This is a genomic window from Agromyces kandeliae, assembly GCF_009674665.1.
Lineage (GTDB): Bacteria > Actinomycetota > Actinomycetes > Actinomycetales > Microbacteriaceae > Agromyces > Agromyces kandeliae.
This window is the reverse complement of the sequence record NZ_WKJD01000011.1, coordinates 45,523-67,034: the sequence shown is the minus strand read 5'-3', so window position 1 is coordinate 67,034 and position 21,512 is coordinate 45,523. Positions and strand designations below refer to the sequence as shown.

Here is a 21,512-nt window from a genome sequence, read left to right as displayed (position 1 = left end):
GCGACGTTCGACCGGCCCGGCGCTCCTCACCCGCCCCAGCCCGGTGGCCCCGCACGCGCCGACGCCGTCGCGCGTACGGGGCCGAGCGCGAGCGCGACCGAGACGACGGCGGCGGACCCCTCGATCCGGCACTCGAGGAGCGTCGCACCGTTGCGGCGCGCGAGGTCGCCCGCCAACGTGCACGGCTCGCCGGCCACGGCGCCGCTGACGGCGTCGGCCGCGGCGAGCGCCGAGGCGTCCGCGGCGTTCGCGGCGGACTGCGCCGCGACGGAGGCGCCGAGCACGCCCACCACCGCGACGCCGAGCGCCACCACGGCACCGAGGATCGCGACGGCGACGACCGTCGCCGCCCCCTGGTCGTCGGCGAACCTGCCGGCGCGGCGTGCGTCGACCGCGGACTCGCCCCTCACAACCCGCCCCGCATCGCGCACGACTCCGAGCGGAGCTCGAGCGCCGCGAGCACGCCGCCGGGATGCGACGACAGGGTCGCGCAGACGAACTCCCCGTCGTCGACGACAGTGAGACTCGCGCCCTCCACCTGCCGACCCGCGATGCCGGCCGCCGCGTCGACCGAATCCCCGCGGCCCAGCGCCCGAGCGGCGTCCGCCGCCGCATCGGCGAGTCGGACCTGCAGCGCGACGGCGTGCACCGAGGCGAGGGTCGCAGCGAGCACCAGGGCGATCGCGGGCAGCGCGACGGCGAACTCCGCCGTCACGCTGCCCCGCTCGTGGTCAGCCGACCGTGAGCGCATTCCGCACGAGGTCGGTGAGGATCCCGCGGACCTCGTCTCCGCGGAGGATGACCACGAGAAGCCCGGCGAAGCCGACCGCCGCCATCGTCGCGACCGCGTACTCGGCGGTGGCGGCGCCGCGTTCTCGTGCCAATCGACGCATGACCGCCATGAGGCCACGGCGAGCGCGCGCCCACCGTGCGGGTTCCTCCCGGGCCGGCCGATCGATCGACGGTGCCTGGTGCATTCGGTTCTCCTTCTCTCTGCCGCGCACGGCGGCGACGGTGGCACGAGTCCGGACGTCGTCACACGGCACCGCCGAGCGTGCCCGTGACGACGGAGATCATGAGCGGGGCGACGCCGAGCAGCACGAACGCCGGGAGCACGCAGCAGCCGAGTGGGAGCATCAGCCGCACCCCGAGCGTCGCAGCGCGCGCGGCGCCCTCGGCACGCGCCGCACCACGGATGCGGTTCGCCTCCGCACGGAGCAGGTCGGCCACGGGCGAGCCGGCGCGCTCGGCGAGCCCGACGACGGATGCCGCCTCGCCGGGCGCCGCGGATCCGGGCAGGTGTCGAGCCATCGCGTGCTCGACGATCTGCCGGGCCCGCGCGACCGATGCGCCGCTCGAGAGCGCCATCGCGAGCAGTTCGAGTTCCAACCCGGCGGCGGGGTGCGCGACGGCGGCCCTCCGGATGAGCGCCCGGTTCCACCGCGCCCCGCACCAGAGCAGCGTGGACCCGACGAGCAGGCAGGCGAGCCCGATCGGCCCGCCGAGGAGCACGCCGAGCGTGTCGAACCCGAGCAGGGCGCCGAACGCGACGGCGATCAGCGGCAGCGCCGCCACGAGGCGCGCGCTCGCCGCCGGTCCGGCGAGGAGGGCCGCGGCCTCACGACGGAGCTGGGCCTCGTCGCGCAGGGTCGCGGCGAGCATCGTCAGGCAGCGCGCGAGCGGCGCGCCCGAGGCATCCGCGACCGCCCATGCCGCGGCGAGCACCGCCCACGCGGGCGCTGCCGCACCGTTCGAAGCTCGTGCCGCGTCGACGGCGTCGGCGACGGACGCGCCGTCGGACGCCGCCCGTGCCGCGTGAGCGACCAGGGCCGAGTCGGCGTCGCGGCCCGGATCCGGCCGTGTCGGTCGGTCGCCGCCGTCCGTCGGCGCGGCGAGCGCGGCCCACGCGGTCGCCGGAGCGAGCCCGGCCGTGAGCAGCGCGGCCATCCGCTCGGCGATCCCGGCGACCCGGTCGGGACCGGCAGACTCGTCGGCGCGGTCGCGCCGGACGATCCGTACGAGGTCCGGCGGCATCCGCAGCGTCAGCACGCCTCCACCTCCAGGCGGTCGCCATCGACCCGGAGCCCGCCGATCCCGGAGACTCGGCGTCGGCCGTCGACTCGCTCGAGGTGCACGACGACGTCGAATGCACTCACCGCCTGCCGGGCGACCGCCTGCACGGACATCCCCGCCGTTGCGCCGAGCGCCTCGAGCCGCGCCGGGACGTCGGCGAGCGAGTTCGCGTGGAGCGTCCCCGCGCCGCCGTCGTGGCCGGTGTTCAGCGCCGCGAGGAGATCGCGCAGCTCCGGGCCGCGGCACTCCCCCACGACCAGCCGGTCGGGGCGCATGCGCAGCGCCTCTCGCAGGAGAACGTCGAGCCCGATGCGCCCCGTGCCCTCGAGGTTCGCCTGCCTCGCCTCGAGCGACACCACGTGCGGATGCGCGGGCCGGAGCTCCGCCACGTCTTCGAGCAGCACGATGCGTTCGCCGGGCGGGGCCTCGGCGAGCAGCGCCCCGAGCAGGGTCGTCTTGCCCGTACCGCCTGCGCCGGTGACGAGGATGTTGCGACGATCCCGCACCGCGTCGCGCAGCCGGCGCTCCTGCTCCGCATCGAACATGCCGGACCGGGCGAGCGCGCCGAGGCTCGCCCCCGCTGCGCGGGGCACCCGCACCGACAGGAGCGTGCCGGAGGCCGAGAGCGGCGGGAGGACCGCATGCACGCGGATGCCGCAACCGAGTCGGACGTCGACCGCGGGCGTCGCCTCGTCGACGTGCCGGCCGCCCCGCGCGATGAGGTGCACCGCGAGGGAGCGCACCTCGTCCTCGTCGGCGCGCCACGCGGCGTGATGCTCGGGTCCTGCGCCCCGATCGATCCAGAGGCCACGCGCTCCGTTCACGAAGAGATCGGTCACGCCGACGTCGGCGGCGAACGGCGCGAGCGGCCCGAGCGCCGTGACATCGGGCACGACCTGCGAGGTCGTGTCGCGCACGACCGGAGCCCCCGCCCCGTCCACCGCACCCGAAGCGCTCTCCACCGGGCCGGGCGGCGCCCATTGCGGCGCGGCCTCGCGCTCCCATGAGGGGACGGGGACGAACGGGGCGGGCATGGGGACGACGCTAGGGCCGCGCGGCGGACCGTGCCCGAACCACGGAAGCCCGAGACGAGACGAGCTCCCCACCACGCCGTTGTGGAGGAGAGCTCGTGCTGTCGGCATTCGGGACGCCGCGTTAAAAGAAGGGGGCGGCACCCATTGGGGGGAACAGGTGCCGCCTCGGCAGCGCACGGATTGGGGGGAATCGCGAGCGCTGCAGGCCTCGAATCGAATTTGTTCGGGCGTACATCAGTGTATGGGCTGGGGATCCATGCGCAAGTACTTTTTGTCCTCATTTGTGCGGACGCACAGAAATCTCTTCGAGATCCTCCAGTCACTGGTCGGATCTCGACGGAATTCGATGGTGAAGCGGACCGCCGACAACGGTTTCCGCACCTGATCGCGTCCAACGCGGGACCGGGGCGGCTCGACCGGCCCGGACGTCGCCCGCACCGCGCCCCCTTCGCGCGAGCCCAGCGTACGCCCGGCGGGGCCGCCCCCGCGCGCGACACACGCAGCCAAACATCGGGCGGCTGCCGCTAGGGTGCTGTGTGGGGCAGGCGACCCGTCATCTGAACACTTCGCGAAGGAGCGATCGCACCACTATGAACGCGCAGATCGATCACGCGCTCGAGGAGATCCGGCGCTTCCGCCCGAGTCCCGAGTTCGCCGCCCAGGCCGTCGCCGACGAGGGCCTCTACGACGCCGCTCGCACAGACCGGCTCGAGTTCTGGGCCGACCAGGCCCGCACGCTGCTCCAGTGGGAGAAGCCCTTCACCCGCACGCTCGACTGGTCGAACCCGCCGTTCGCCAAGTGGTTCGACGACGGCGAGCTCAACGTCGCCGTCAACTGCCTCGACCGCCATGTCGATGCCGGCCTCGGCGACCGCGTCGCGCTCCACTGGGAGGGCGAGCCGGGCGACTCCCGCGACATCACGTACGCCGAGCTCACCGACGAGGTCAAGCGCGCCGCCAACACGCTCATCGACCTCGGCGTCCGCGAGGGCGACCGCGTCGCCATCTACCTGCCGATGATCCCCGAGGCCGTCGTGTCGATGCTCGCGGTGGCGCGCCTCGGCGCGATCCACTCCGTCGTGTTCGGCGGGTTCAGCGCCGACAGCCTCGCGTCGCGCATCGACGACGCCGAGGCATCCGTCGTCATCACCGCCGACGGCGGCTACCGCAAGGGCCGCGTGTTCCCGTTGAAGCCGGTCGTCGACGAGGCGCTCGAGAAGTCGGCCGGCAGCGTCCGGAACGTGCTCGTCGTCCGTCGCGGCGAGAACGAGGTCGACTGGAACGCCGACCGCGACGTGTGGTGGCACGAGAGCGTCGCAACCGCGTCGAACGAGCACGAGGCGCGGGCGTTCGAGGCGGAGCATCCGCTCTTCATCCTCTACACCTCCGGCACCACCGGGAAGCCCAAGGGCATCCTGCACACCTCGGGCGGCTACCTCACGCAGGCGGCCTTCACGCACCGGAACGTGTTCGACCTGCACCCGGAACGCGACGTCTACTGGTGCACGGCCGACGTCGGCTGGATCACCGGCCACTCGTACGTCGTCTACGGCCCGCTCGCGAACGGCGCCACGCAGGTGCTCTACGAGGGCACGCCCGACACGCCGCACCCCGGCCGCTGGTGGGAGATCGTCGAGAAGTACGGCGTCACGATCCTCTACACGGCGCCGACCGCCATCCGGTCCTTCATGAAGCTCGGGCGGCAGATCCCGCACGAGTTCAACCTGCGGACGCTCCGCCTGCTCGGCTCGGTGGGCGAGCCGATCAACCCCGAGGCCTGGATCTGGTACCGCCACGTCATCGGCGGCGGCTCGATCCCCGTGGTCGACACGTGGTGGCAGACCGAGACCGGCGCGATCATGATCTCGGCGCTCCCGGGCGTCACCGACCTGAAGCCGGGCTCGGCGCAGGTGCCCGTCCCCGGCATCTCGATCGACATCCTCGACGACGACGGCACCGCCGTCGAAGGCGAGGGCGGGGGCCTGCTCGTCGCCACCGAGCCGTGGCCGTCGATGCTCCGCGGCATCTGGGGCGACCCGGAGCGGTTCAAGGAGACCTACTGGGAGAAGTTCGGCGACAAGTACTTCGCCGGCGACGGCGCGCGGCGCGACGAGGACGGCGACATCTGGCTGCTCGGTCGCGTCGACGACGTCATGAACGTCTCGGGCCATCGCCTGTCGACCGCCGAGATCGAGTCCTCGCTCGTCGCCCACCCGTGGACGGCCGAGGCCGCCGTGGTCGGTGCGTCGGACGAGACCACGGGCCAGGCGGTCGTCGCGTTCGTGATCCTGAAGGCCAGCCAGGTCTCGCACGTGAACGACCCGATGGAGGCCAGCGAGGAGCTGCGCCGGCACGTCGCGACGCAGATCGGCGCGATCGCACGCCCGCGACAGGTGTTCATCGTGAACGAGCTGCCGAAGACGCGCTCCGGCAAGATCATGCGACGCCTGCTGCGCGACCTCGCCGAAGGCCGTGAGGTCGGCGACACGACCACGCTCGCCGACACCTCGATCATGGAGGTCATCAGCGCGCAGCTGCGCTGAACCGTCCGAACAGCGGATGCCGCGGCCGGGGGTTCCGGCCGCGGCATCCGTCGTCGCGGGGTGTCGCGCCCCGCGGCGCTACGCGAACTCGACGACGAGCTCGACCTCGACGGGCGCGTCGAGCGGAAGCACCGCGACGCCGACCGCCGAACGCGCGTGGCGGCCGGCATCGCCGAAGACGTCGCCGATGAACTCCGACGCGCCGTTGACGACGCCGGGCTGGCCCGTGAAGGCCGGGTCGGATGCCACGAAGCCGACGACCTTGACCACGCGGGTCACCCGCTCGAGCGAGCCCAGCTCGGCCTCGATCGCCGCGAGGGCGTTCAGGGCGCACAGCCGCGCGTACTCCTTCGCGTCGCCGGCGGGCACGAGGCCGTGGCCGTCGCCGACCTTGCCGGTCGCGGGCAGGGAACCCGCCACGAACGGCAGCTGGCCGGAGGTGAAGAGCAGGTTCCCCGTCACGACGGCGGGCACGTAGGCGGCGACCGGAGCCGCCACGGCGGGCAGCTCGACGCCGAGCTCGGCCAGCCGGTCCCCGACGGCGCCCATCAGGCGTCGCCCTCGAACTGCTTGGCGGCCTGCGCGGCGGCGGCCTGGCCGGCGGATGCCGCGGTCGACGACTCGCCCCCGACGGGACGCTTCAGGTACGCCACGAGCCCTCCCTCGGGACCCTGCACGACCTGCACGAGCTCCCATCCCTCGGACCCCCAGTTGTTCAGGATGGCGGCGGTGTTGTGGATCAGCAGCGGGGTGGTGATGTACTCCCATGCGGGCATGGCGACTCCTCGGTGTCGGAACGGGCGGCTATCCTGAGGTTCGAGCCGGCCGTGGGCGCTGCGGCCCTGCGGCATGCCGGATTTTGCCAGCCTTCCTCAGTTAGGCTCCACTCTATGTCTGCCCAAAATCGAACGATGAGCGATGCCGCCGCGGGAATCCTCGGCTTCGTCGGCATGAGCGCACTCGCCGGCGTGCTGGTCACCGCCGCGGTCACCCCTGCGCTCGCCGTCACGGGCATGGCCGCGAACAACAGCATCAACATGTTCGAGAACCTGCCGGCCTACCTCCGTATCGGCGCGCTCTCCGAGAAGACCGACATCTACGCGACGCGCTCCGACGGCTCGGAGGCCCTGCTCGCGTCCTTCTTCGACGAGAACCGCGAAGAGGTCGCGTGGGACGCGATCAGCCAGTACGCGAAGGATGCCGCGGTCGCCGGTGAGGACCCGCGGTTCTACGAGCACGGCGGCATCGACATCCAGGGCACGGTGCGCGGCGCGGTGAGCACCGTGACCGGCCGCGACGTCCAGGGCGGATCCTCGATCACGCAGCAGTACGTCAAGAACGTGCTGATCAACAACGGCGTCAACGCGGCGCAGACCGAGGAGGAGAAGGACGCGGCCTACGCCGAGGCCACCGAGGTCTCCGCGGAGCGCAAGCTCAAGGAGATGCGCTACGCGATCGCGCTCGAGAAGGAGTCCTCGAAGGACGAGATCCTCCTCGGCTACCTCAACATCGCCGCCTTCGGCGGTCGCGTCTACGGCATCGAGTCCGCCGCGTCGTACTACTTCGACACCAGCGCGAAGGACCTCACCCTCTCCCAGGCGGCCAGCCTCATCGCGATCGTCAACCACCCCGAGAAGTTCCGCCTCGACCGTCCGGACAGCGAGGAGAACGGCGCCGGCACGGTCGTCGACGGCGAGACCGTTCCGTACGCCGCCAACAAGCAGCGGCGCGACTACATCATCGACGAGATGCTCGAGTACGGGAAGATCACGCAGGAGGAGCACGACGCGGCCATCGCCGAGCCGGTCGCTCCCTCGATCACCGAACCGAGCACCGGCTGCCAGACCGCCGGCGGATCCGCGTACTTCTGCGACTACGTCGCGAACGTGATCCGCAGCGAGTACGACGACCCCGAGACCGAGGACGTCAACGAGGGCTCCGTGCTGCTCCAGCAGCGCGGGCTCAAGATCTACACCACGCTCGACCTGGACCTCCAGAACCGCGCGGAGACGGCCATCGCCGAGAACATCCCCTTCAGCGACCCTCGGTTCGACGTGGGATCGGTGGCCGTGAGCGTCGAGCCCGGCACCGGGCGCATCCTCGCGATGGCCCAGAACAAGAAGTACTCGGCCGACCCCGAGGTGCTCGAGACCAGCAACGAGTACTCGGCCGTCAACTACAGCACCGACTACGACTACGGCGGCTCGAGCGGCTTCCAGCCGGGTTCGACGTACAAGGTGTGGACCCTCGCCGAGTGGCTGAACGAGGGCCACTCGCTGCTCGAGACCTTCAACGGCTCGAAGCGCGCCTTCACCCAGTTCACGAACTCGTGCGACGGCGACTTCGTCGGCTCGTACGAGCCGAACAACGACGACTCGACACGGGCGAACAACGCCGTCGAGGCGACGAAGTGGTCCGTGAACTCGAGCTTCATGGCGATGGCCCAGCAGATGGACCTCTGCAACATCAAGAAGACCGCCCAGGCCTTCGGCATGCACCGCGCCGACGGCGGCGAACTGCAGATGAACCCGTCCGACGTGCTCGGCACGCAGGAGATCGCACCGCTCACGATGGTCGCGGGCTTCGCGGGCATCGCGAACGACGGCAAGACGTGCACGCCGATCGCGATCGACAAGATCGTCGCCTCCGACGGCGAGGAGATCGCCCCGCCGAAGTCGACCTGCACCCAGTCCGTGCCGGCGGATGTCGCGTACGCGATGCAGTACGCGATGCAGCAGACCTTCGCGGGCGGCACGGCATCGCAGTCGGAGACCTACAGCGGCGTGCCGCACATCGGCAAGACGGGTACCACCGACTACGCCTTCGACACCTGGATGAACGGCGCCAGCAAGGAGGTCGCCACGGCGGTCTGGGTCGGCAACGTCACCGGCGGCGACAACCGCACGAGCCTCCGCTCGATCGACTTCGCGAGCGGCTACGGCGCGTCGGCGCGTCACCGCATCTGGAGCGCGATCATGACCGTCGCCGACAACAAGTACGGCGGCGGCGCATTCACCGAGCCGAAGGCGGAGTTCTTCAAGCAGGTCCTCGTCGACATCCCCAACGTCACCGGCCTGAGCGTCGACGCGGCGAAGCAGGCGATCGAGGCCGCGGGCTTCCAGTTCGAGCAGGGCCCCGAGGTCGACAGCGACCAGCCCAAGGGCATGGTGGCGGGCACCGATCCGTCCGGTCAGGCCGGCCGCGGCTCGCTGATCCGCGTGCTCATCAGCAACGGCAACGTGTCCGGCGTGCCCGACGTCAGGGGCATGGACCGCGACTCCGCCGAGTCCACGCTGAAGGACGCCGGCTTCAAGGTCCAGGTCCGCGAGGAGGACACCACCGATCCGAACCAGGACGGCGTCGTGATCTCCCAGTCGCCCGACGCGGGTGCATCGGCGAAGTCCGGTGATCGCGTCACGATCGTGGTCGGCAAGCTCTCCGTCGGGGGCGGGACGCCACCCGGCGGCGGCAACGACGGGAGCAACGAGGGGTGAGTCCCCGAACCTCGAGCGCCGCCACGCGGATCGCCTCGGCGGTCGGCGTGGCGGCGCTCGCCGCTCTGGCGTGGGGAAGCCTCGTCGAGCGGACGCGTTGGACGCTCCGTCGTGTCGAGGTCCCGGTGCTCCCGCCCGGGTCCGCACCGATCCGAGTCCTGCACGTCTCCGACCTGCACATGGCGCCGTGGCAGACCTCGAAGCAGGAATGGGTCGCCTCGCTCGCTGCGCTCCAGCCCGATCTCGTCGTCAACACGGGCGACAACCTCGGGCATGAACGCGGCATCGAGGGCCTCCGCCGGGCCTTCGCGCCGTTCCGGGGCGTCCCCGGCGTGTTCGTCAACGGCTCGAACGACTACTTCGGCCCGGTGGTGAAGAATCCGTTCAGCTACTTCGGCGGCCCGTCCGGACATGTGACCCGTGCGAAGCGACTCGACACGCGCGCGCTCCACGACTTCTTCGCCGACCTCGGCTGGACCGACATCGACAACGCGGCGACCAGTCTCGACCTGCGCGGCACGCACCTCGAGTTCTTCGGCGTCGACGACCCGCACCGCGGGTACGACCGCCTCGACCTCATCACGGCCGCGATCGACGACCTCCGCTCGGAGGATCCGCTGGGCGACGAGGAGTGGCCCGACCGACCGAACGCGGCCGCGCCCAGGCCGACCGTCACGGTCGGGGTGACGCACGCGCCCTACCAGCGGGTGCTGAACTCGTTCGTCACCCACGGCGCGCAGCTCATCCTCGCGGGCCACACGCACGGCGGCCAGGTCTGCATGCCCGGCTACGGAGCGCTCGTCGCCAACTGCGACATCCCCCGCGCGCAGGCGAGCGGCCTGAGCGTGTGGCGCCACGGCCTGCGCTCGGCGTTCCTCAACGTGTCGGCCGGTCTCGGCACGTCGATCTACGCTCCGGTGCGCTTCGCGTGCCCCCCGGAGGCGACGCTGCTCACGCTGACCGCGGCGCGCTGAGCGCCTCCGCCCACCGCCGGCGCGGCCCACAGGTGGTCAGCGGCGCCGGAAATATCCGCTATTCTTGTTGAGGCCCACGGGCCACCGGGGTGTGGCGCAGCTTGGTAGCGCGCTTCGTTCGGGACGAAGAGGTCGCAGGTTCAAATCCTGTCACCCCGACCATCCGGAAGCCCCTCCTTCGGGAGGGGCTTCCGTCGTCTCCACGACCTGCGATCGACCTCTCCAGGCGAGCGGATGTGCCGCGTCGCTCGCGAGCGGATGGGACGCGATCGCGTCAGGTGTCGCCGCGGCCCTTCTGGCGGCCGCGCGTGCCATCTGCAGCGCCGCCGGCCCCGTCCTGCCGATCCCGCCCGCTCGCGGCCCTCAGCAGTACCTCGAGCGGCCCCCTGCCGACGTAGCGGCGCCACAGCCAGGCGAAGGCCATCGAACCGACGATCAGGCCGATGAGCAGGCCCCACGAGTCATCCGTCGCGACGCCGCCGGGGCCGACCCGCTTCGACAGTGAGAGCACGACGAGTTGGCCGGTGTAGATCGTCAGCGGCATCGCCCCCATCGCGGTGATCGGCGAGAGCAGCGTCGATGCCGCACGACGGACGGGCGCCACCGCGAGCGCGGTGACGGCGACCGCACCGGCGAGCACCCCGAGTCCGGCGCCGACGTTCCCGACCGTCTCCAGTGACGCGCGCACGGGGATCACCCAGTCGGCCGCAGTGTCGGCCCCGAGCACCTGGTTCTCGGGCATCGAGGCGGTGATCGGCAGGCACACGGCGGCAGCGAGCACCCCGACCAGGGCGTACCAGCGGACGGTGGCCGACGCCGCGACGTCGAGGCGCGCCAAGCCGAGTCCGATGAGCATGACCGGCACCCAGATGATGACGGGGTAGGCTCCGGTGATGAACCACTCGACGACGATTCCCGCGTCGCCGGATGCCGCGGCCCGCACCGCCGGATCGCGCTCGGCGAGGGCGGCGACCGCCGGCGTGACGGCCAGCGACACCGCCCCGGCCGCGAGCGCCACGCGAGCGGACAGGAACAGCAGCGGCAGCATCGCGAGGAAGGCGATGCCGTAGACGTCGAGGATCACGATCACGAGTGGCCGCAACTCCGCGATCACGATCAGGCCGATGAGGATGAGGATCACCGCGCGGATCGCGACCTGGCGCCGCAGCTCGCCGCGGTCGGCCGTGCGCGGGCGCGTGGCGCCTGTGAGCAGCCCCAGGCCGACGCCCGCGGTCAGCGCGAACAGCAGGCGAGGTCGCTCATCGGCGATCGCGATGAGCTCCGCAACCTGAGCGGATTCCACGGCGGGCGCCACGTGCGCCACGAACATGCCGAGGAGCGCGATACCGCGCGCGGCATCGACGCCGGTGATGCGCGACGCCGGACGCCGTCGGGCCTCGATGCGGGATCCGACGTCCTCCGGCATGCGGGCCGACCAGCGCCTCGTCAGGGACGGCCGAGGCCGCGGTAGGTCCAGCCGGCGGCACGCCAGGACGCGGGGTCGAGCACGTTGCGACCGTCGATCACCGTCGGGTTCGCGACGAGGTCGCGCACGTCGGCCGGGTCGAGGCCCCGGTACTCGCCCCACTCGGTCACGAGGACGACGAGGTCGGCGTCGCGGAGCGCCTCGGTGGTCGATGCCTCGTAGGCGAGCTGCGGATGCCGCAGTCGCGCGTTCTCCAGACCCTCCGGATCGGTGGCCACGACCTCGGCCCCGAGTCCCTTGAGCTGCACCGCGACGTCGAGGGCGGGCGAGTCGCGCACGTCGTCGGAGTCGGGCTTGAAGGTGACGCCGAGGACGGCGACGCGACGCTCGTTGACCGAGCCGCCCAGTGCCTCCACGGCGAGGTCGACGACGCGCTGGCGGCGCCGGAGGTTGATCGAGTCGACCTCCTTGAGGAAGGCGACGGCGTCGCCTCGGCCGAGTTCCTCCGCACGGGCGGAGAACGCGCGGATGTCCTTCGGGAGGCACCCGCCGCCGAAGCCGACGCCGGCGTTGAGGAACCGGCGGCCGATGCGCGCGTCGTGGCCGATCGCGTCGGCGAGCTGCGTGACATCCGCCCCCGTCGCCTCGGCGATCTCGGCCATCGCGTTGATGAAGCTGATCTTCGTCGCGAGGAAGGCGTTCGCCGCGACCTTCACGAGCTCGGCCGTCGCGTAGTCCGTGACGATGCGCGGCGTGCCGGCGTCGAGCGCGGCGCGGTAGATCTCGTCGAGCGTCGCCGCGGCCGCGTCGTCGGCCACGCCGTAGACGAGGCGGTCGGGCTCGATCGTGTCCTTCACCGCGAATCCCTCGCGGAGGAACTCGGGGTTCCATGCGAGCGTCGCGTGCGGCGCGACCTCGGCGAGGCGCTCCGCGAGGCGGGTGGCGGTGCCCACCGGGACCGTGCTCTTGCCGACCACGAGGGCTCCCTCGGCGAGGTGCGGGAGGAGGTCCTCGAACGCCGCGTCGACGAAGCGGAGGTCGGCGGCGTGGCTGCCCGCCGTCTGCGGCGTGCCGACCGCCAGGAAGTGCACCTCGGCGCCCGCGGCATCCGCCATGTCGGTGCTGAAGCGCAGGCGGCCGGAAGCGGTCGCGGACGTCAGGATCTCCGGAAGGCCCGGCTCGAAGAACGGCGGACGCGCGGCGGCGAGCTCGCCGATCTTGCGCTCGTCGACGTCGATGCCGATCACCTCGTGGCCGAGTTCCGCCATCGCCGACGCGTGCACTGCGCCGAGGTAGCCGCAGCCGATGACCGAGATCTTCATGGGGTCCTTCCGGTGGGGGTCGCGCCCGTGGCGAAGCGCCGCTCGGGGAGCGCGAGGGTGTCGTGCAGGCACTCGACGGCCCGGGCGGCGACATCGAGTGCAGTCACAGGATAGTCGCTGCCGCCTGCGTCGAGGGTGCGCGGCCGGACGCGCATGCTCAGCCGCAGGTCGCCTCGACGACCTCGACTCCCGTGCGGTTGATCATCGGGGTGGTGCGCACCTCGACCGGCGCATCGTCGGGCGTGCCCGCGAACGTCGCGCGGACGACGGCGGTCTGGCCGTTGACCATGTCGACCGTGAACTTCTCCGCCGGACGCCCGAGGTCGATCACCGACGGGCCCGTCGTCGCACCGTTGGCGGGGTTCGGCACGGCGACCTCGGTCGTCGAACCGCCGGCCGGGCCGTAGAGGAACACCTCGGTCCGGTACGCGCCCGGCTCCCGTGAGTCGATGTACTCCGGCAGGGAGAACTGGAGGTCGGCCGGGATGTCCATGCGGAGCGTGACCTCGACCGTGTAGGTCGGAGCCTCCGGCGTGCAGGTGTCGACCGTGACCTTGGCGCCCGTGTGCAGGTAGTAGTCGATCTTCGAGATCGAGCGGTCGCGGAAGTACACGCCGAGCACGGTCGCGCCGAGGTTCGTGTGAGGAAGCGTGCCGTCCAGTCGCGAGCCCGCGAAGAGCTCCTGAGTCGGTTCGTTCTCGGTCCACATCATCAGGCTGCCCGAGTTGGTGACGTCGATGAGCGCCTGCGCCATCTGCCAGACGTCGTAGTCGCCGGCCATCATCTTGTCGAACATCGCCGCGGATGCCGCAGCGAAGTAGGCGTCGGACTCGGCCCCGCCCTCGGGGTACCTGAAGTAGATCTCGTTCAGGAGCTTCGACACGACGTTGTCGCTCGTGAGCTGTTCGCCGCCGGGCAGGCTGACCGGGCCCGTCACCTCGAGGATGCGGGACACGGCGATCGGATCGGTCATGACGACCGTGTTCGGCGTGATGCCGAGGTCGCGGTCCCAGCGCGAACGGAGCAGGGCCGCCGCGGTCGGGAAGTCCGGTCGGCTGGTCGTCGCGTTGATCTCGGTGCGCAGGATGTCGTTGTAGAGCTGGTCGGCGCTCTCGTCGATCTCGGTGCCGATCGGCGCCTGGGTGTCGAGTTCGGTGCTGGAGACCTGCCGGTCGATCTTGACGGTCCCGTCGTCGACGCTCAGCAGCGTCTGCGCGGCGGGCCCGCCGCCGAGCGCGGTCGCCTCGGCGTTGTTCTCGAACGCGAGGAGCACCGTCTGCGGGCCGTCGATCCCGAGCATCGCACCCGCGCCGGCGAGCGCGGCGTTGATCCCGGGCAGCGTCCCCTGCGCGCTCTCGACGACGTCGCCGAACTGCGTCACCGCGTCGGAGACCGGCGCGATCGTCGCGTCGGTGTCGATCCCGGCGAGGTCGGCCTCGAGACCGTCGAGGATGGCCTGGGCGTCGGCGGCGATGTCGGTGGCCGTGCGAAGCGGTTCGAGGTCGAGCGCTCCGCTCTCGTCGCGTGAGATGCCGAACTCGCCGACCAGTCCGCTCGCGGGCTGGACGACCTGCTGGGAGACGTCGTCGACGCCCTCCGCGATGATGCGGACGGCACGCACGTTCTCCCCCACGCCCGGGACCAGCTCCGCCATCCGCCAGACCGGGTTCGCCGTCGGCGCCGCGGCACTCGATGCTGCCGCGTCCAGCTCGTCGGCGATCGGCTGCAGTTCCTCGAATCGGCGCTCGTCGGCCGCCTTCTGGAACGCGACGACCTGGGCACGAGCGACCTCGAGGTCGTCGCGCACGGCGAGCGCGCTGGCCGCGAGCCACCATGCCGCGAGGCCGCTCCCGATGATGAGCAGCGCGAGCAGCGGCCAGAAGATGGAGTGGAAGATGATCCGACGACGGCGCTTCCTGCGCCGGCTGCTGCTGCCGGAGCTGCGGTGCTGCCGCTCCGGGGCGAGCAGGAACTCGGGGGTCGTCACGATGACCAATCGTAGACGCGGGATGCCGTGATCCGACCGGGCGCCGGATCACGATCACGACACGGCATCAGTAGGCGCCCTGCGCCTGGAGGACGGCACGCGCCGTGCGGTAGAGGATGATGACGTCGCCGGTCAGCGACCAGTTCTCGACGTAGTAGAGGTCGAGGCGGACGCTGTCGTCCCACGAGAGGTCGGAGCGGCCCTGCGTCTGCCAGAGGCCCGTGATGCCGGGACGGACGAGCAGCCGTCGGCGTGCCCACTCGTCGTACCGTTCGACCTCAGCTGCGAGCGGCGGCCGGGGACCGACGAGGGACATCTCGCCGCGCAGCACGTTGACGAACTGAGGCAGCTCGTCGAGGCTGTACCGGCGCAGGATCGCGCCGATGCGCGTGACGCGAGGATCGGAGCGCATCTTGAAGAGCACCCCGTTGCCGTCGGTCCGGTCGAGGAGCGTCGGGAGCTGCGCCTCCGCGTCGACCACCATCGAGCGGAACTTCAGCATGCGGAACCGCCGGCCGTTGAGCCCGACCCGCTCCTGGGAGTAGAGCGCCGGGCCCGGGCTGTCACGTCGGACGAGCACGGCGATCGTGAGGAACACCGGACTGAGGATGATGAGCGCGACGGTGGCGACGACGAGGTCGAACGCGCGCTTCGCCGCGTACTTGCGGCCCGTGAACTCGGGGTAGTCCACCTGGATGAGCGGAAGCCCGGCGACCGGCCGCGCATGGATGCGAGGGCCCGCGACGTCCGTCAGCGCCGGAGCCACCACGAGGTTCGTCGCGGTCGCCTCGAGCTGCCAGCCGAGCTCGCGCATGCCGCGCGGGTCGATGGTGTCGGCCCCCGTGAAGACGACCGTGTCGGCGCTGGCGACGCGCAGCGCCTCGTCGATCGCGTCGTAGGCGCCGAGGACCGGGATCCCGGGCGCGAGTTCACGGGACGACTCGCCGTGCTCGGTGAGCGCGCCCACGATCAGGATGCCGGAGACGCCGTCGCGCGCGATCTGCTCGGCGACGTGGAGCGACTTCTGGCGCTCTCCCATGAGGATGGCGCGATGCAGGAACCGGCCGGCCGCCCGCTGCCGCAGCAGCCACTTCCGCCACGCCCATCGCGCGGTCATCAGCAGCACGAGGCCGAGCGGGAGTGCCACCAGCACGTAGGCGCGACCAACCTCGGAACGCAACAGGAACGCGCCGATCGCGAGCACCGCGAAGACCCGGATGCTCGCATCCGCGATCCGTCGGTACTCGGCGGTGCCCGCGCCGATGATCGTGCGGTCGCGGGTGGCGAAGATCGCGAGCGAGGCGAACCAGCCCGCGGCGAGGAGTGCGGAGACCAGCGCGTAGCTGAGCAGGTACTCGGCGTCGCCGAGTCCGGGAATGCGGAGCGAGGTGCCGGTCGTCCCGAACCTGATGAACTGCGATCCGTACACGGCGAAGACGATGACGATGAGGTCGGTCACGAGCAGTCGCCGCGCGTAGGCGCGCTGCCACTCCTCGACCGTCTCGGAAGGACTCGTCTCGGTCGCGTGCCGTGCGAGGGTCATCCATCACCTCCGCCGCAGTGGCTCGGGCCCCGATGACGGCCCCCGAGCGTCCGCCGTTCGGGTCGGCGGACAGAGACAGGTTAACGTGCCGTTGTCCTCCGATGTGAGGACAGGGTGGAAGTGGCCCCCGAACTGGGGCAGCCCCCCGAGGATCAGCCGTGGCGTCCGCGAAGCCGGCCGCCGCTCTCCTCCAGGTAGCAGACCCCGCAGAGCGACTCGTAGGTCACCTCGACACCGTCGATCGCGACCTGGTCGCCGTCGAAGATGAATCGACCGCCGACGCGCCGGCCGTTGAAGATCGCCTTCCTGCCGCATCGGCAGATCGTCTTCAGTTCCTCGAGGCTGTGGGCGACCTCGAGGAGGCGACCGCTGCCGGCGAAGGCGACGGTCTGGAAGTCGGTGCGGATCCCGTAGGCGAGGACGGGGATGTCGTCGAGCAGTGCGATCCGCAGCAGGTCGTCGACCTGATCGCCCGTGAGGAACTGCGCCTCGTCGACGAGCAGGCAGCTCACGTCGCGGCCGTGGGCCTCGATGACGGGCGTGCGGTGACGCTGGAACACCTCGAGCACCTGGTCGTCGGGCGCGATCGTGAAGTCGACCTCGCGGACGACGCCGAGCCTCGAGACGATGTCGCGATCGCCCTTGGTGTCGACCGCCGGCTTCGCGAGCAGCACCCGATGCCCGCGCTCCTCGTAGTTGAACGCGGCCTGCAGCAACGCGGTGGACTTGCCCGAGTTCATCGCGCCGTACCGGAAGTAGAGCTTGGCCACTACTCGAGCATCCCGTCCTCCGCCGCTCGGCGGATCAGTTCGGCGCGGCGGCCTGCCGGCCTGCCGACCTTGGCGTACTTGTCGCGCGCCCGCCGGAGGTAGGTCTTCGCGGTCTCGTACCCGACGTCCATGCTCGCGGCGACGTCGGCCGTCGACATCCCCTGCACGTAGAGGCCGACGGCCCGCCGCTCCGCCGCGCTGAGCGCGGCCTCCGGCGGGGCGGAGACCTCGAGCGCTCCGTCGTCCGATGCGCCAGAGCCGTCCGGCCCCTTCGGCGCCGCGGGCGCCCGTTCGCCGCGGAGCGCACGCCGGGCCGCCGCCACGACGTCCTCCACCGGGAACGTCTTCGACACGAAGGCATCCGCGCCGGCCGCGAGGCAGCGCTCACGCGATGCGTCGTCGTCGAGCGCGGTCACCACGACGACGATCGCCCCCGCGGCCCGACACGCGCGGATCCGCGACTCGATGGAGACAGTGTCGCCGAGCTGGAGGTCCATGAGCACGAGGTCGACCGGGAAGTCGGGGTGGCGGATCAGGTCAAGCCACATGGTCGTGCGGATGACGACACGGAGGTCGGGGGCGTGCTCCGCGATCCAGCTCGCGATGCCGTCGACGATGACGGCGTGGTCGTCGAGGATCGCGACCCTGACGACTTCGTCGGCGTCGGGCTCAGGCGTCATATCGGAACTCCACCCGGATATTCTCTCGCGCCATCTCGAGATCGGCGCGCACCCCCACGGCGCGAGCGACCGCGAGGAACCGCTCGACCTCTCGCCGTGCCGGCGCCGAACCGCCGGCCGCGGCCACGCGCGCCTCGACGCGGACGATCGAGCCGCTGCCCTCCGCCGCCACCCGGATCCGGATCGCGTCCGAGCGCTCGGCGCTGCTCAGCCAGGACAGCAGCGCGGTCAACGGGGGCCGCTGGTCGCTGCGGAGACGCGCCGCGGTGGCTCCGGGATCGTCCACCGTGATGGGGATCCGGCGTGCGGCCGCGATCGACGAGGCCAGGTCGTCGAGCCACGTCGATTCGATGCCCGCCTTCAGCGCGCGACGGAGCATCTCCGCGAGTTCGCGCGCGCGATCGGCGTCGGCGACGCTGATCCGCTCGGCGTTCATGACGCCGGCGAGGAACGGCAGCACCTCCCTGCTGAGCACCGAGACGCGGCCCTGCTGCACCGAGCGGACGATCCCGGCGCGCACGCCGCCATCGCGTTCGAGCGCGATCGCATTCGCCTCCCGCTGCCACGCCAGGCTCTCCCGGACGATGGTCGCCGAGTACGCCGCCCCCGCCGCGGAGAGGGCGAGCACCGCGACCGAGTTGACGGCGACGAGCGCGGCGGCGTTGGCCTGCAACGCGCTCGCACCCGACGAGCCGACGGCGAGGATCGCGAGCACGGCGGCTGCGACCGCGCCGGCCGCGAGCAGCGAGACCCAGGTGCTGAAGGGCGCGAGGGAGAGGATCAGGATGCCGACGACGAGCGGACCGTAGTTGTCGTACAGGTAGCGATCCGCGCCCACCGTGCTGACGTACTCGGCGATCGCGCCTCCGACGGCGAGCGCGACCGCGAACCAGAGCCGTTCCACGGTGAACGGCGCACGTGACGGAAGGGCCGACACGGTCGCCACCGCGCCCGCCGCGGCGACGAGCAGGATGCCTGCGATCGCGGCGAGCACCGATCCGACCTCGTCCCAGTGCCACGCCGTCAGCGCGATCGAGGTCGCCGCTCCGAGGATCGAGCCGATGAGCACCAGCGGGGCCGCCGCGACGCCGCCGATCGGGTCGACCTCCTGCTGGGTGAGGCGGAGTGCGGTGCTCATTCGCCACCCTCCGGGACGGCGAGCAGCACGGTGGTGCCGACGCCGGGCCGCGACCAGACTCGTGCGCGACCGCCCTCCTGCTCGATCCGACCCCTGATGGACGTGCGGAGCCCGATGCGATCGTCGGGGACGTGTTCCGGGTCGAATCCCCGTCCATCGTCCACGACGACGACGGTGACCTCGCCGTCCGCACGCCCCAGCACGACTTCCACGTCATCGACGCCGGCGTGCCGGGCGACGTTCATCAGGCACTGCGCGACGGCGGACTCGATCGCCGAGCGACGCCGAGGACCCACGGCGGCGAGGACGTCCGGGGGGCCGGACACGTTCACCTCCAGCCCGGCGTCGCGCGCGACGCCGAACGCTTCGGAGAGCGGCGCGGGGGCCTCCTCGGCTGCGATGGTGGACATCGCGCCCGCTCGGCTCGCGCCGGTCCGATCCCGGCCCGACGCCTCGGATGCATCGCGGGACTCGGCGGCACGGAGGGCGGTCGACGTCGCGCCCCCCGTTCCGGTCCTGACCGCGGCCGCCTCGCCGTCCTCCGAGTGCTCTGTCGCCCAGTCCCGCCCGACGATGAGGGAGAGGTCGTGGCGGATCGCGGTGCGAAGCCGCTCGTCGACGGGCCCCGAACCGGATGCGGCGATCGCGACGAGGTGACTGAGCGCGGTGTCGTGGAGGCGCGCGATGGCGCGGAGTTCGTAGTCGTGGCGGATGACGAGCTCACGAGTCTGCTGGCTGGCGCGATGCAGCGCCGTCTCGCGTCGGGCGTCGCTGCGCGTCACGGCGTCGAAGACCCGCGTGATCACGACGATGCCGAGTGCGGCGGCAGCCGCGGCGTTGGGCGCCCACGCGGCGCCTGCGGCCATCGCACCGAGGAACGCCGCCGCCTCACCGAGTCCCCAGCCGAGCGTCGCCCAGGTGATCGCGATCCGAGAGCCGATCCCTGCGCCGCCGAGGAGGAGCAGGGCGGTGCGCGGCATGGCGAGCAGCGCGTTGTTCGTCGTCTCGAAGCCGTTGCCCTGGGCCATCACGAGCACGGTCAGCCCGTACACGACGGCAGTGCCTCCGAGGAGGTACACGACCGTGAGGGTGACGCTCGGATGGAATGCCACGAGCGCGAAGAGCGCGGCCTGCACGCCGATCAGCGCGAACGCCGCGATCGCCGCCTGCCGGTCGGGACCGATCTCGCCGACGGGATCGACGACGATCGACGCGACCGCGATGACCATGGCCGACGCGAGGCAGACCGCACCCGCAGCATGCCCGGCGCTCGCGAGCGCCCGGCTCAGGGACGCCTTCGCGAGGTGCTCGGGCAGGCCGAGGGTCATGGTTGCTCCGATCCGGCCGCGGGGGAAGAGGCACTGGCCGGATTATCTCAGTTCGGCGGCCGATCGCCCCACTCGCGGCACCGCGGCGTCAGAACAGCATCGCCGGCGCCGCGGCGTCGAGAACCGGAGGCGGAGAGGACCGATCGGCGACGCGCGAGCGCACGCCACCGGTCACGACGTCCTCCCGACCGCGATCGAGGCGGTGCGCCCGAAGCAACGGCGCGACGCGCGCCGCGAGCCACGTTCGGTACTCCTTCGGCGCATACGCCGCCGCTCCGGGGAACATCGCGCGGTACTTCGGCACGAGTTCGGGATGCTCCCGGGAGAGCCAGGCGAAGAACCATGGCTTGACGGACCCGCGCAGGTGCAGCGCGGAGTACACGACGCTCGTCGCGCCGGCCGCCTTCACCCGACCGAGCGCATCGTCGAGGTGCGCCCGCGTGTCGGTCAGGTACGGGAGGATCGGCATCAGGAACACGGTGCAGTCGAAGCCCGCCTCGCGTATTGCGGTGACGCCCGCGAGCCTGGCGGTCGTGGTCGGAGTGCCGGGCTCGATCGAACGCTGCAGTTCGTCGTCGTACACCGCGATCGACATCGCGAGGTCGATGGGCACGTGCTCGCTCGCACTCGCGAGCAGGGGGAGGTCGCGACGGAGCAGCGTGCCCTTCGTGAGCACGCTGAACGGCGTGCCGCTGCCCGCGAGCGCCTCGATGATCCCGGGCATCAGTGCGTACCGACCCTCGGCGCGCTGGTACGGGTCGGTGTTCGTGCCGAGCGCCACCGGGTCGTGCCGCCAGGACGGCCGTGCGAGCTCACGACGCAGCACGTCGGCGACGTTCACCTTGACGATCAGCTGCCGGTCGAAGTCGTCGCCCGGGCCGAGGTCGAGGTACTCGTGGGTCGGTCGCGCGAAGCAGTAGACGCAGGCGTGGCTGCACCCCCTGTACGGATTGATGGTCCATCCGAAGGGCACGTACGACTGGCCCGGAACCCTGTTGAGCGCCGACTTGGCGAGCACCTCGTGGAAGGTCAGGCCCGCGAACTCGGGTGTCCGGACGGACCTCACGAGGTTGCTCAATCGGGCCAGGCCGGGCAGCGTCCCCTGCTGCTCGACATCGAGTTCCTGGCCGTTCCATCGCATGCGCTCATTCGAACATACGTTCGATCAGGTCCGCAAGCCGGCGCGCGCACCGGCGACAC

The 21,512-nt window shown here is 71.6% G+C and carries 19 protein-coding genes and 1 tRNA gene; 4 read left to right on the top strand and 16 right to left on the bottom strand.

Features of this window, described 5'->3' with window-relative positions; all coding sequences use genetic code 11:
- Window positions 1–26 precede the first annotated feature (26 nt).
- The 5 genes from GJR97_RS07045 to GJR97_RS07025 form a co-directional block, all read right to left on the bottom strand.
- Window positions 27–410 (bottom strand): Rv3654c family TadE-like protein, encoded by a 384-nt coding sequence (locus tag GJR97_RS07045; protein WP_324613250.1) that lies wholly within the window; start codon window positions 408–410, stop codon window positions 27–29.
- Entirely contained in the window at window positions 407–715 is a 309-nt protein-coding gene (locus GJR97_RS07040) for a TadE family type IV pilus minor pilin (RefSeq protein ID WP_154345799.1), read from the bottom strand. Before GJR97_RS07040 ends, GJR97_RS07045 begins: the two co-directional genes overlap by 4 nt.
- A gap of 16 nt (window positions 716–731) precedes the next feature.
- Window positions 732–902, bottom strand: a complete 171-nt coding sequence (locus GJR97_RS07035) for a DUF4244 domain-containing protein (protein ID WP_154345815.1) — start codon at window positions 900–902, stop codon at window positions 732–734.
- A gap of 133 nt (window positions 903–1,035) precedes the next feature.
- Complete coding sequence (locus GJR97_RS07030) at window positions 1,036–2,049, bottom strand: type II secretion system F family protein (RefSeq protein ID WP_154345798.1); 1,014 nt, start codon at window positions 2,047–2,049, stop codon at window positions 1,036–1,038.
- Entirely contained in the window at window positions 2,043–3,107 is a 1,065-nt protein-coding gene (locus tag GJR97_RS07025) for a TadA family conjugal transfer-associated ATPase (protein ID WP_154345797.1), read from the bottom strand. The genes GJR97_RS07030 and GJR97_RS07025 overlap by 7 nt, the downstream gene beginning before the upstream one ends.
- 590 nt (window positions 3,108–3,697) lie before the next feature.
- On the opposite strand from GJR97_RS07025, the gene acs reads away from it, so the two are divergent.
- Window positions 3,698–5,650, top strand: a complete 1,953-nt coding sequence (acs, locus tag GJR97_RS07020) for an acetate--CoA ligase (RefSeq protein WP_154345796.1) — start codon at window positions 3,698–3,700, stop codon at window positions 5,648–5,650.
- 78 nt (window positions 5,651–5,728) lie between these two features.
- On the opposite strand, the gene GJR97_RS07015 is transcribed toward acs, so the two are convergent.
- Together GJR97_RS07015 and GJR97_RS07010 are read right to left on the bottom strand one after the other, a co-directional pair.
- Entirely contained in the window at window positions 5,729–6,199 is a 471-nt protein-coding gene (locus GJR97_RS07015) for a RidA family protein (protein ID WP_154345795.1), read from the bottom strand.
- The gene (locus tag GJR97_RS07010) at window positions 6,199–6,426 is read right to left on the bottom strand and encodes a hypothetical protein (protein WP_129233419.1); all 228 of its coding nucleotides are present in this window, start codon (window positions 6,424–6,426) and stop codon (window positions 6,199–6,201) included. Before GJR97_RS07010 ends, GJR97_RS07015 begins: the two co-directional genes overlap by 1 nt.
- Before the next feature lie 135 nt (window positions 6,427–6,561).
- On the opposite strand from GJR97_RS07010, the gene GJR97_RS07005 reads away from it, so the two are divergent.
- From GJR97_RS07005 to GJR97_RS06995, 3 genes are all read left to right on the top strand, one after another.
- The gene (locus GJR97_RS07005; protein WP_229276063.1) at window positions 6,562–9,144 is read left to right on the top strand and encodes a transglycosylase domain-containing protein; all 2,583 of its coding nucleotides are present in this window, start codon (window positions 6,562–6,564) and stop codon (window positions 9,142–9,144) included.
- Window positions 9,141–10,118 (top strand): metallophosphoesterase, encoded by a 978-nt coding sequence (locus tag GJR97_RS07000; RefSeq protein ID WP_407643580.1) that lies wholly within the window; start codon window positions 9,141–9,143, stop codon window positions 10,116–10,118. Before GJR97_RS07005 ends, GJR97_RS07000 begins: the two co-directional genes overlap by 4 nt.
- A gap of 85 nt (window positions 10,119–10,203) precedes the next feature.
- Window positions 10,204–10,280: transfer RNA gene (locus GJR97_RS06995), tRNA-Pro, on the top strand.
- Between the two features lie 112 nt (window positions 10,281–10,392).
- Here GJR97_RS06995 and GJR97_RS06990 read toward each other — a convergent pair.
- The 9 genes from GJR97_RS06990 to GJR97_RS06950 form a co-directional block, all read right to left on the bottom strand.
- Window positions 10,393–11,544, bottom strand: coding sequence for a DUF418 domain-containing protein (locus GJR97_RS06990; RefSeq protein ID WP_154345793.1), 1,152 nt, complete (start codon window positions 11,542–11,544; stop codon window positions 10,393–10,395).
- Between the two features lie 20 nt (window positions 11,545–11,564).
- On the bottom strand, window positions 11,565–12,866 hold the full coding sequence (locus tag GJR97_RS06985; RefSeq protein ID WP_154345792.1) for a UDP-glucose dehydrogenase family protein: 1,302 nt from the start codon (window positions 12,864–12,866) through the stop codon (window positions 11,565–11,567).
- Window positions 12,867–13,023: 157 nt separating this feature from the next.
- A complete protein-coding gene (locus GJR97_RS18710) occupies window positions 13,024–14,853 on the bottom strand; it encodes a DUF4012 domain-containing protein (RefSeq protein ID WP_154345791.1) in 1,830 nt (609 codons plus the stop codon).
- Between the two features lie 67 nt (window positions 14,854–14,920).
- On the bottom strand, window positions 14,921–16,396 hold the full coding sequence (locus tag GJR97_RS06975; protein WP_154345790.1) for a sugar transferase: 1,476 nt from the start codon (window positions 16,394–16,396) through the stop codon (window positions 14,921–14,923).
- Window positions 16,397–16,548: 152 nt separating this feature from the next.
- The gene (locus GJR97_RS06970; protein WP_324613249.1) at window positions 16,549–17,166 is read right to left on the bottom strand and encodes a thymidine kinase; all 618 of its coding nucleotides are present in this window, start codon (window positions 17,164–17,166) and stop codon (window positions 16,549–16,551) included.
- Window positions 17,166–17,846 (bottom strand): response regulator transcription factor, encoded by a 681-nt coding sequence (locus GJR97_RS06965; RefSeq protein ID WP_154345789.1) that lies wholly within the window; start codon window positions 17,844–17,846, stop codon window positions 17,166–17,168. Before GJR97_RS06965 ends, GJR97_RS06970 begins: the two co-directional genes overlap by 1 nt.
- On the bottom strand, window positions 17,836–18,984 hold the full coding sequence (locus tag GJR97_RS06960; RefSeq protein ID WP_154345788.1) for a hypothetical protein: 1,149 nt from the start codon (window positions 18,982–18,984) through the stop codon (window positions 17,836–17,838). Before GJR97_RS06960 ends, GJR97_RS06965 begins: the two co-directional genes overlap by 11 nt.
- Entirely contained in the window at window positions 18,981–20,312 is a 1,332-nt protein-coding gene (locus GJR97_RS06955; protein WP_154345787.1) for a sensor histidine kinase, read from the bottom strand. The genes GJR97_RS06960 and GJR97_RS06955 overlap by 4 nt, the downstream gene beginning before the upstream one ends.
- 88 nt (window positions 20,313–20,400) lie before the next feature.
- Complete coding sequence (locus GJR97_RS06950) at window positions 20,401–21,453, bottom strand: Rv2578c family radical SAM protein (RefSeq protein ID WP_154345786.1); 1,053 nt, start codon at window positions 21,451–21,453, stop codon at window positions 20,401–20,403.
- Between the last annotated feature and the right edge of the window lie 59 nt (window positions 21,454–21,512).

Excerpts from the sequence above, each read along its gene's own strand:
- GJR97_RS07035 (WP_154345815.1), bottom strand. The coding sequence starts at position 902 with ATGGCGGTCATGCGTCGATTGGCACGAGAACGCGGCGCCGCCACCGCC.
- GJR97_RS07025 (WP_154345797.1), bottom strand. The coding sequence starts at position 3,107 with ATGCCCGCCCCGTTCGTCCCCGTCCCCTCATGGGAGCGCGAGGCCGCG.
- acs (WP_154345796.1), top strand. The coding sequence starts at position 3,698 with ATGAACGCGCAGATCGATCACGCGCTCGAGGAGATCCGGCGCTTCCGC.
- GJR97_RS07015 (WP_154345795.1), bottom strand. The coding sequence starts at position 6,199 with ATGGGCGCCGTCGGGGACCGGCTGGCCGAGCTCGGCGTCGAGCTGCCC.
- GJR97_RS07010 (WP_129233419.1), bottom strand. The coding sequence starts at position 6,426 with ATGCCCGCATGGGAGTACATCACCACCCCGCTGCTGATCCACAACACC.
- GJR97_RS07005 (WP_229276063.1), top strand. The coding sequence starts at position 6,562 with ATGAGCGATGCCGCCGCGGGAATCCTCGGCTTCGTCGGCATGAGCGCA.
- GJR97_RS06990 (WP_154345793.1), bottom strand. The coding sequence starts at position 11,544 with ATGCCGGAGGACGTCGGATCCCGCATCGAGGCCCGACGGCGTCCGGCG.
- GJR97_RS06985 (WP_154345792.1), bottom strand. The coding sequence starts at position 12,866 with ATGAAGATCTCGGTCATCGGCTGCGGCTACCTCGGCGCAGTGCACGCG.
- GJR97_RS06975 (WP_154345790.1), bottom strand. The coding sequence starts at position 16,396 with ATGACCCTCGCACGGCACGCGACCGAGACGAGTCCTTCCGAGACGGTC.
- GJR97_RS06965 (WP_154345789.1), bottom strand. The coding sequence starts at position 17,846 with ATGACGCCTGAGCCCGACGCCGACGAAGTCGTCAGGGTCGCGATCCTC.
- GJR97_RS06960 (WP_154345788.1), bottom strand. The coding sequence starts at position 18,984 with ATGAGCACCGCACTCCGCCTCACCCAGCAGGAGGTCGACCCGATCGGC.
- GJR97_RS06955 (WP_154345787.1), bottom strand. The coding sequence starts at position 20,312 with ATGACCCTCGGCCTGCCCGAGCACCTCGCGAAGGCGTCCCTGAGCCGG.
- GJR97_RS06950 (WP_154345786.1), bottom strand. The coding sequence starts at position 21,453 with ATGCGATGGAACGGCCAGGAACTCGATGTCGAGCAGCAGGGGACGCTG.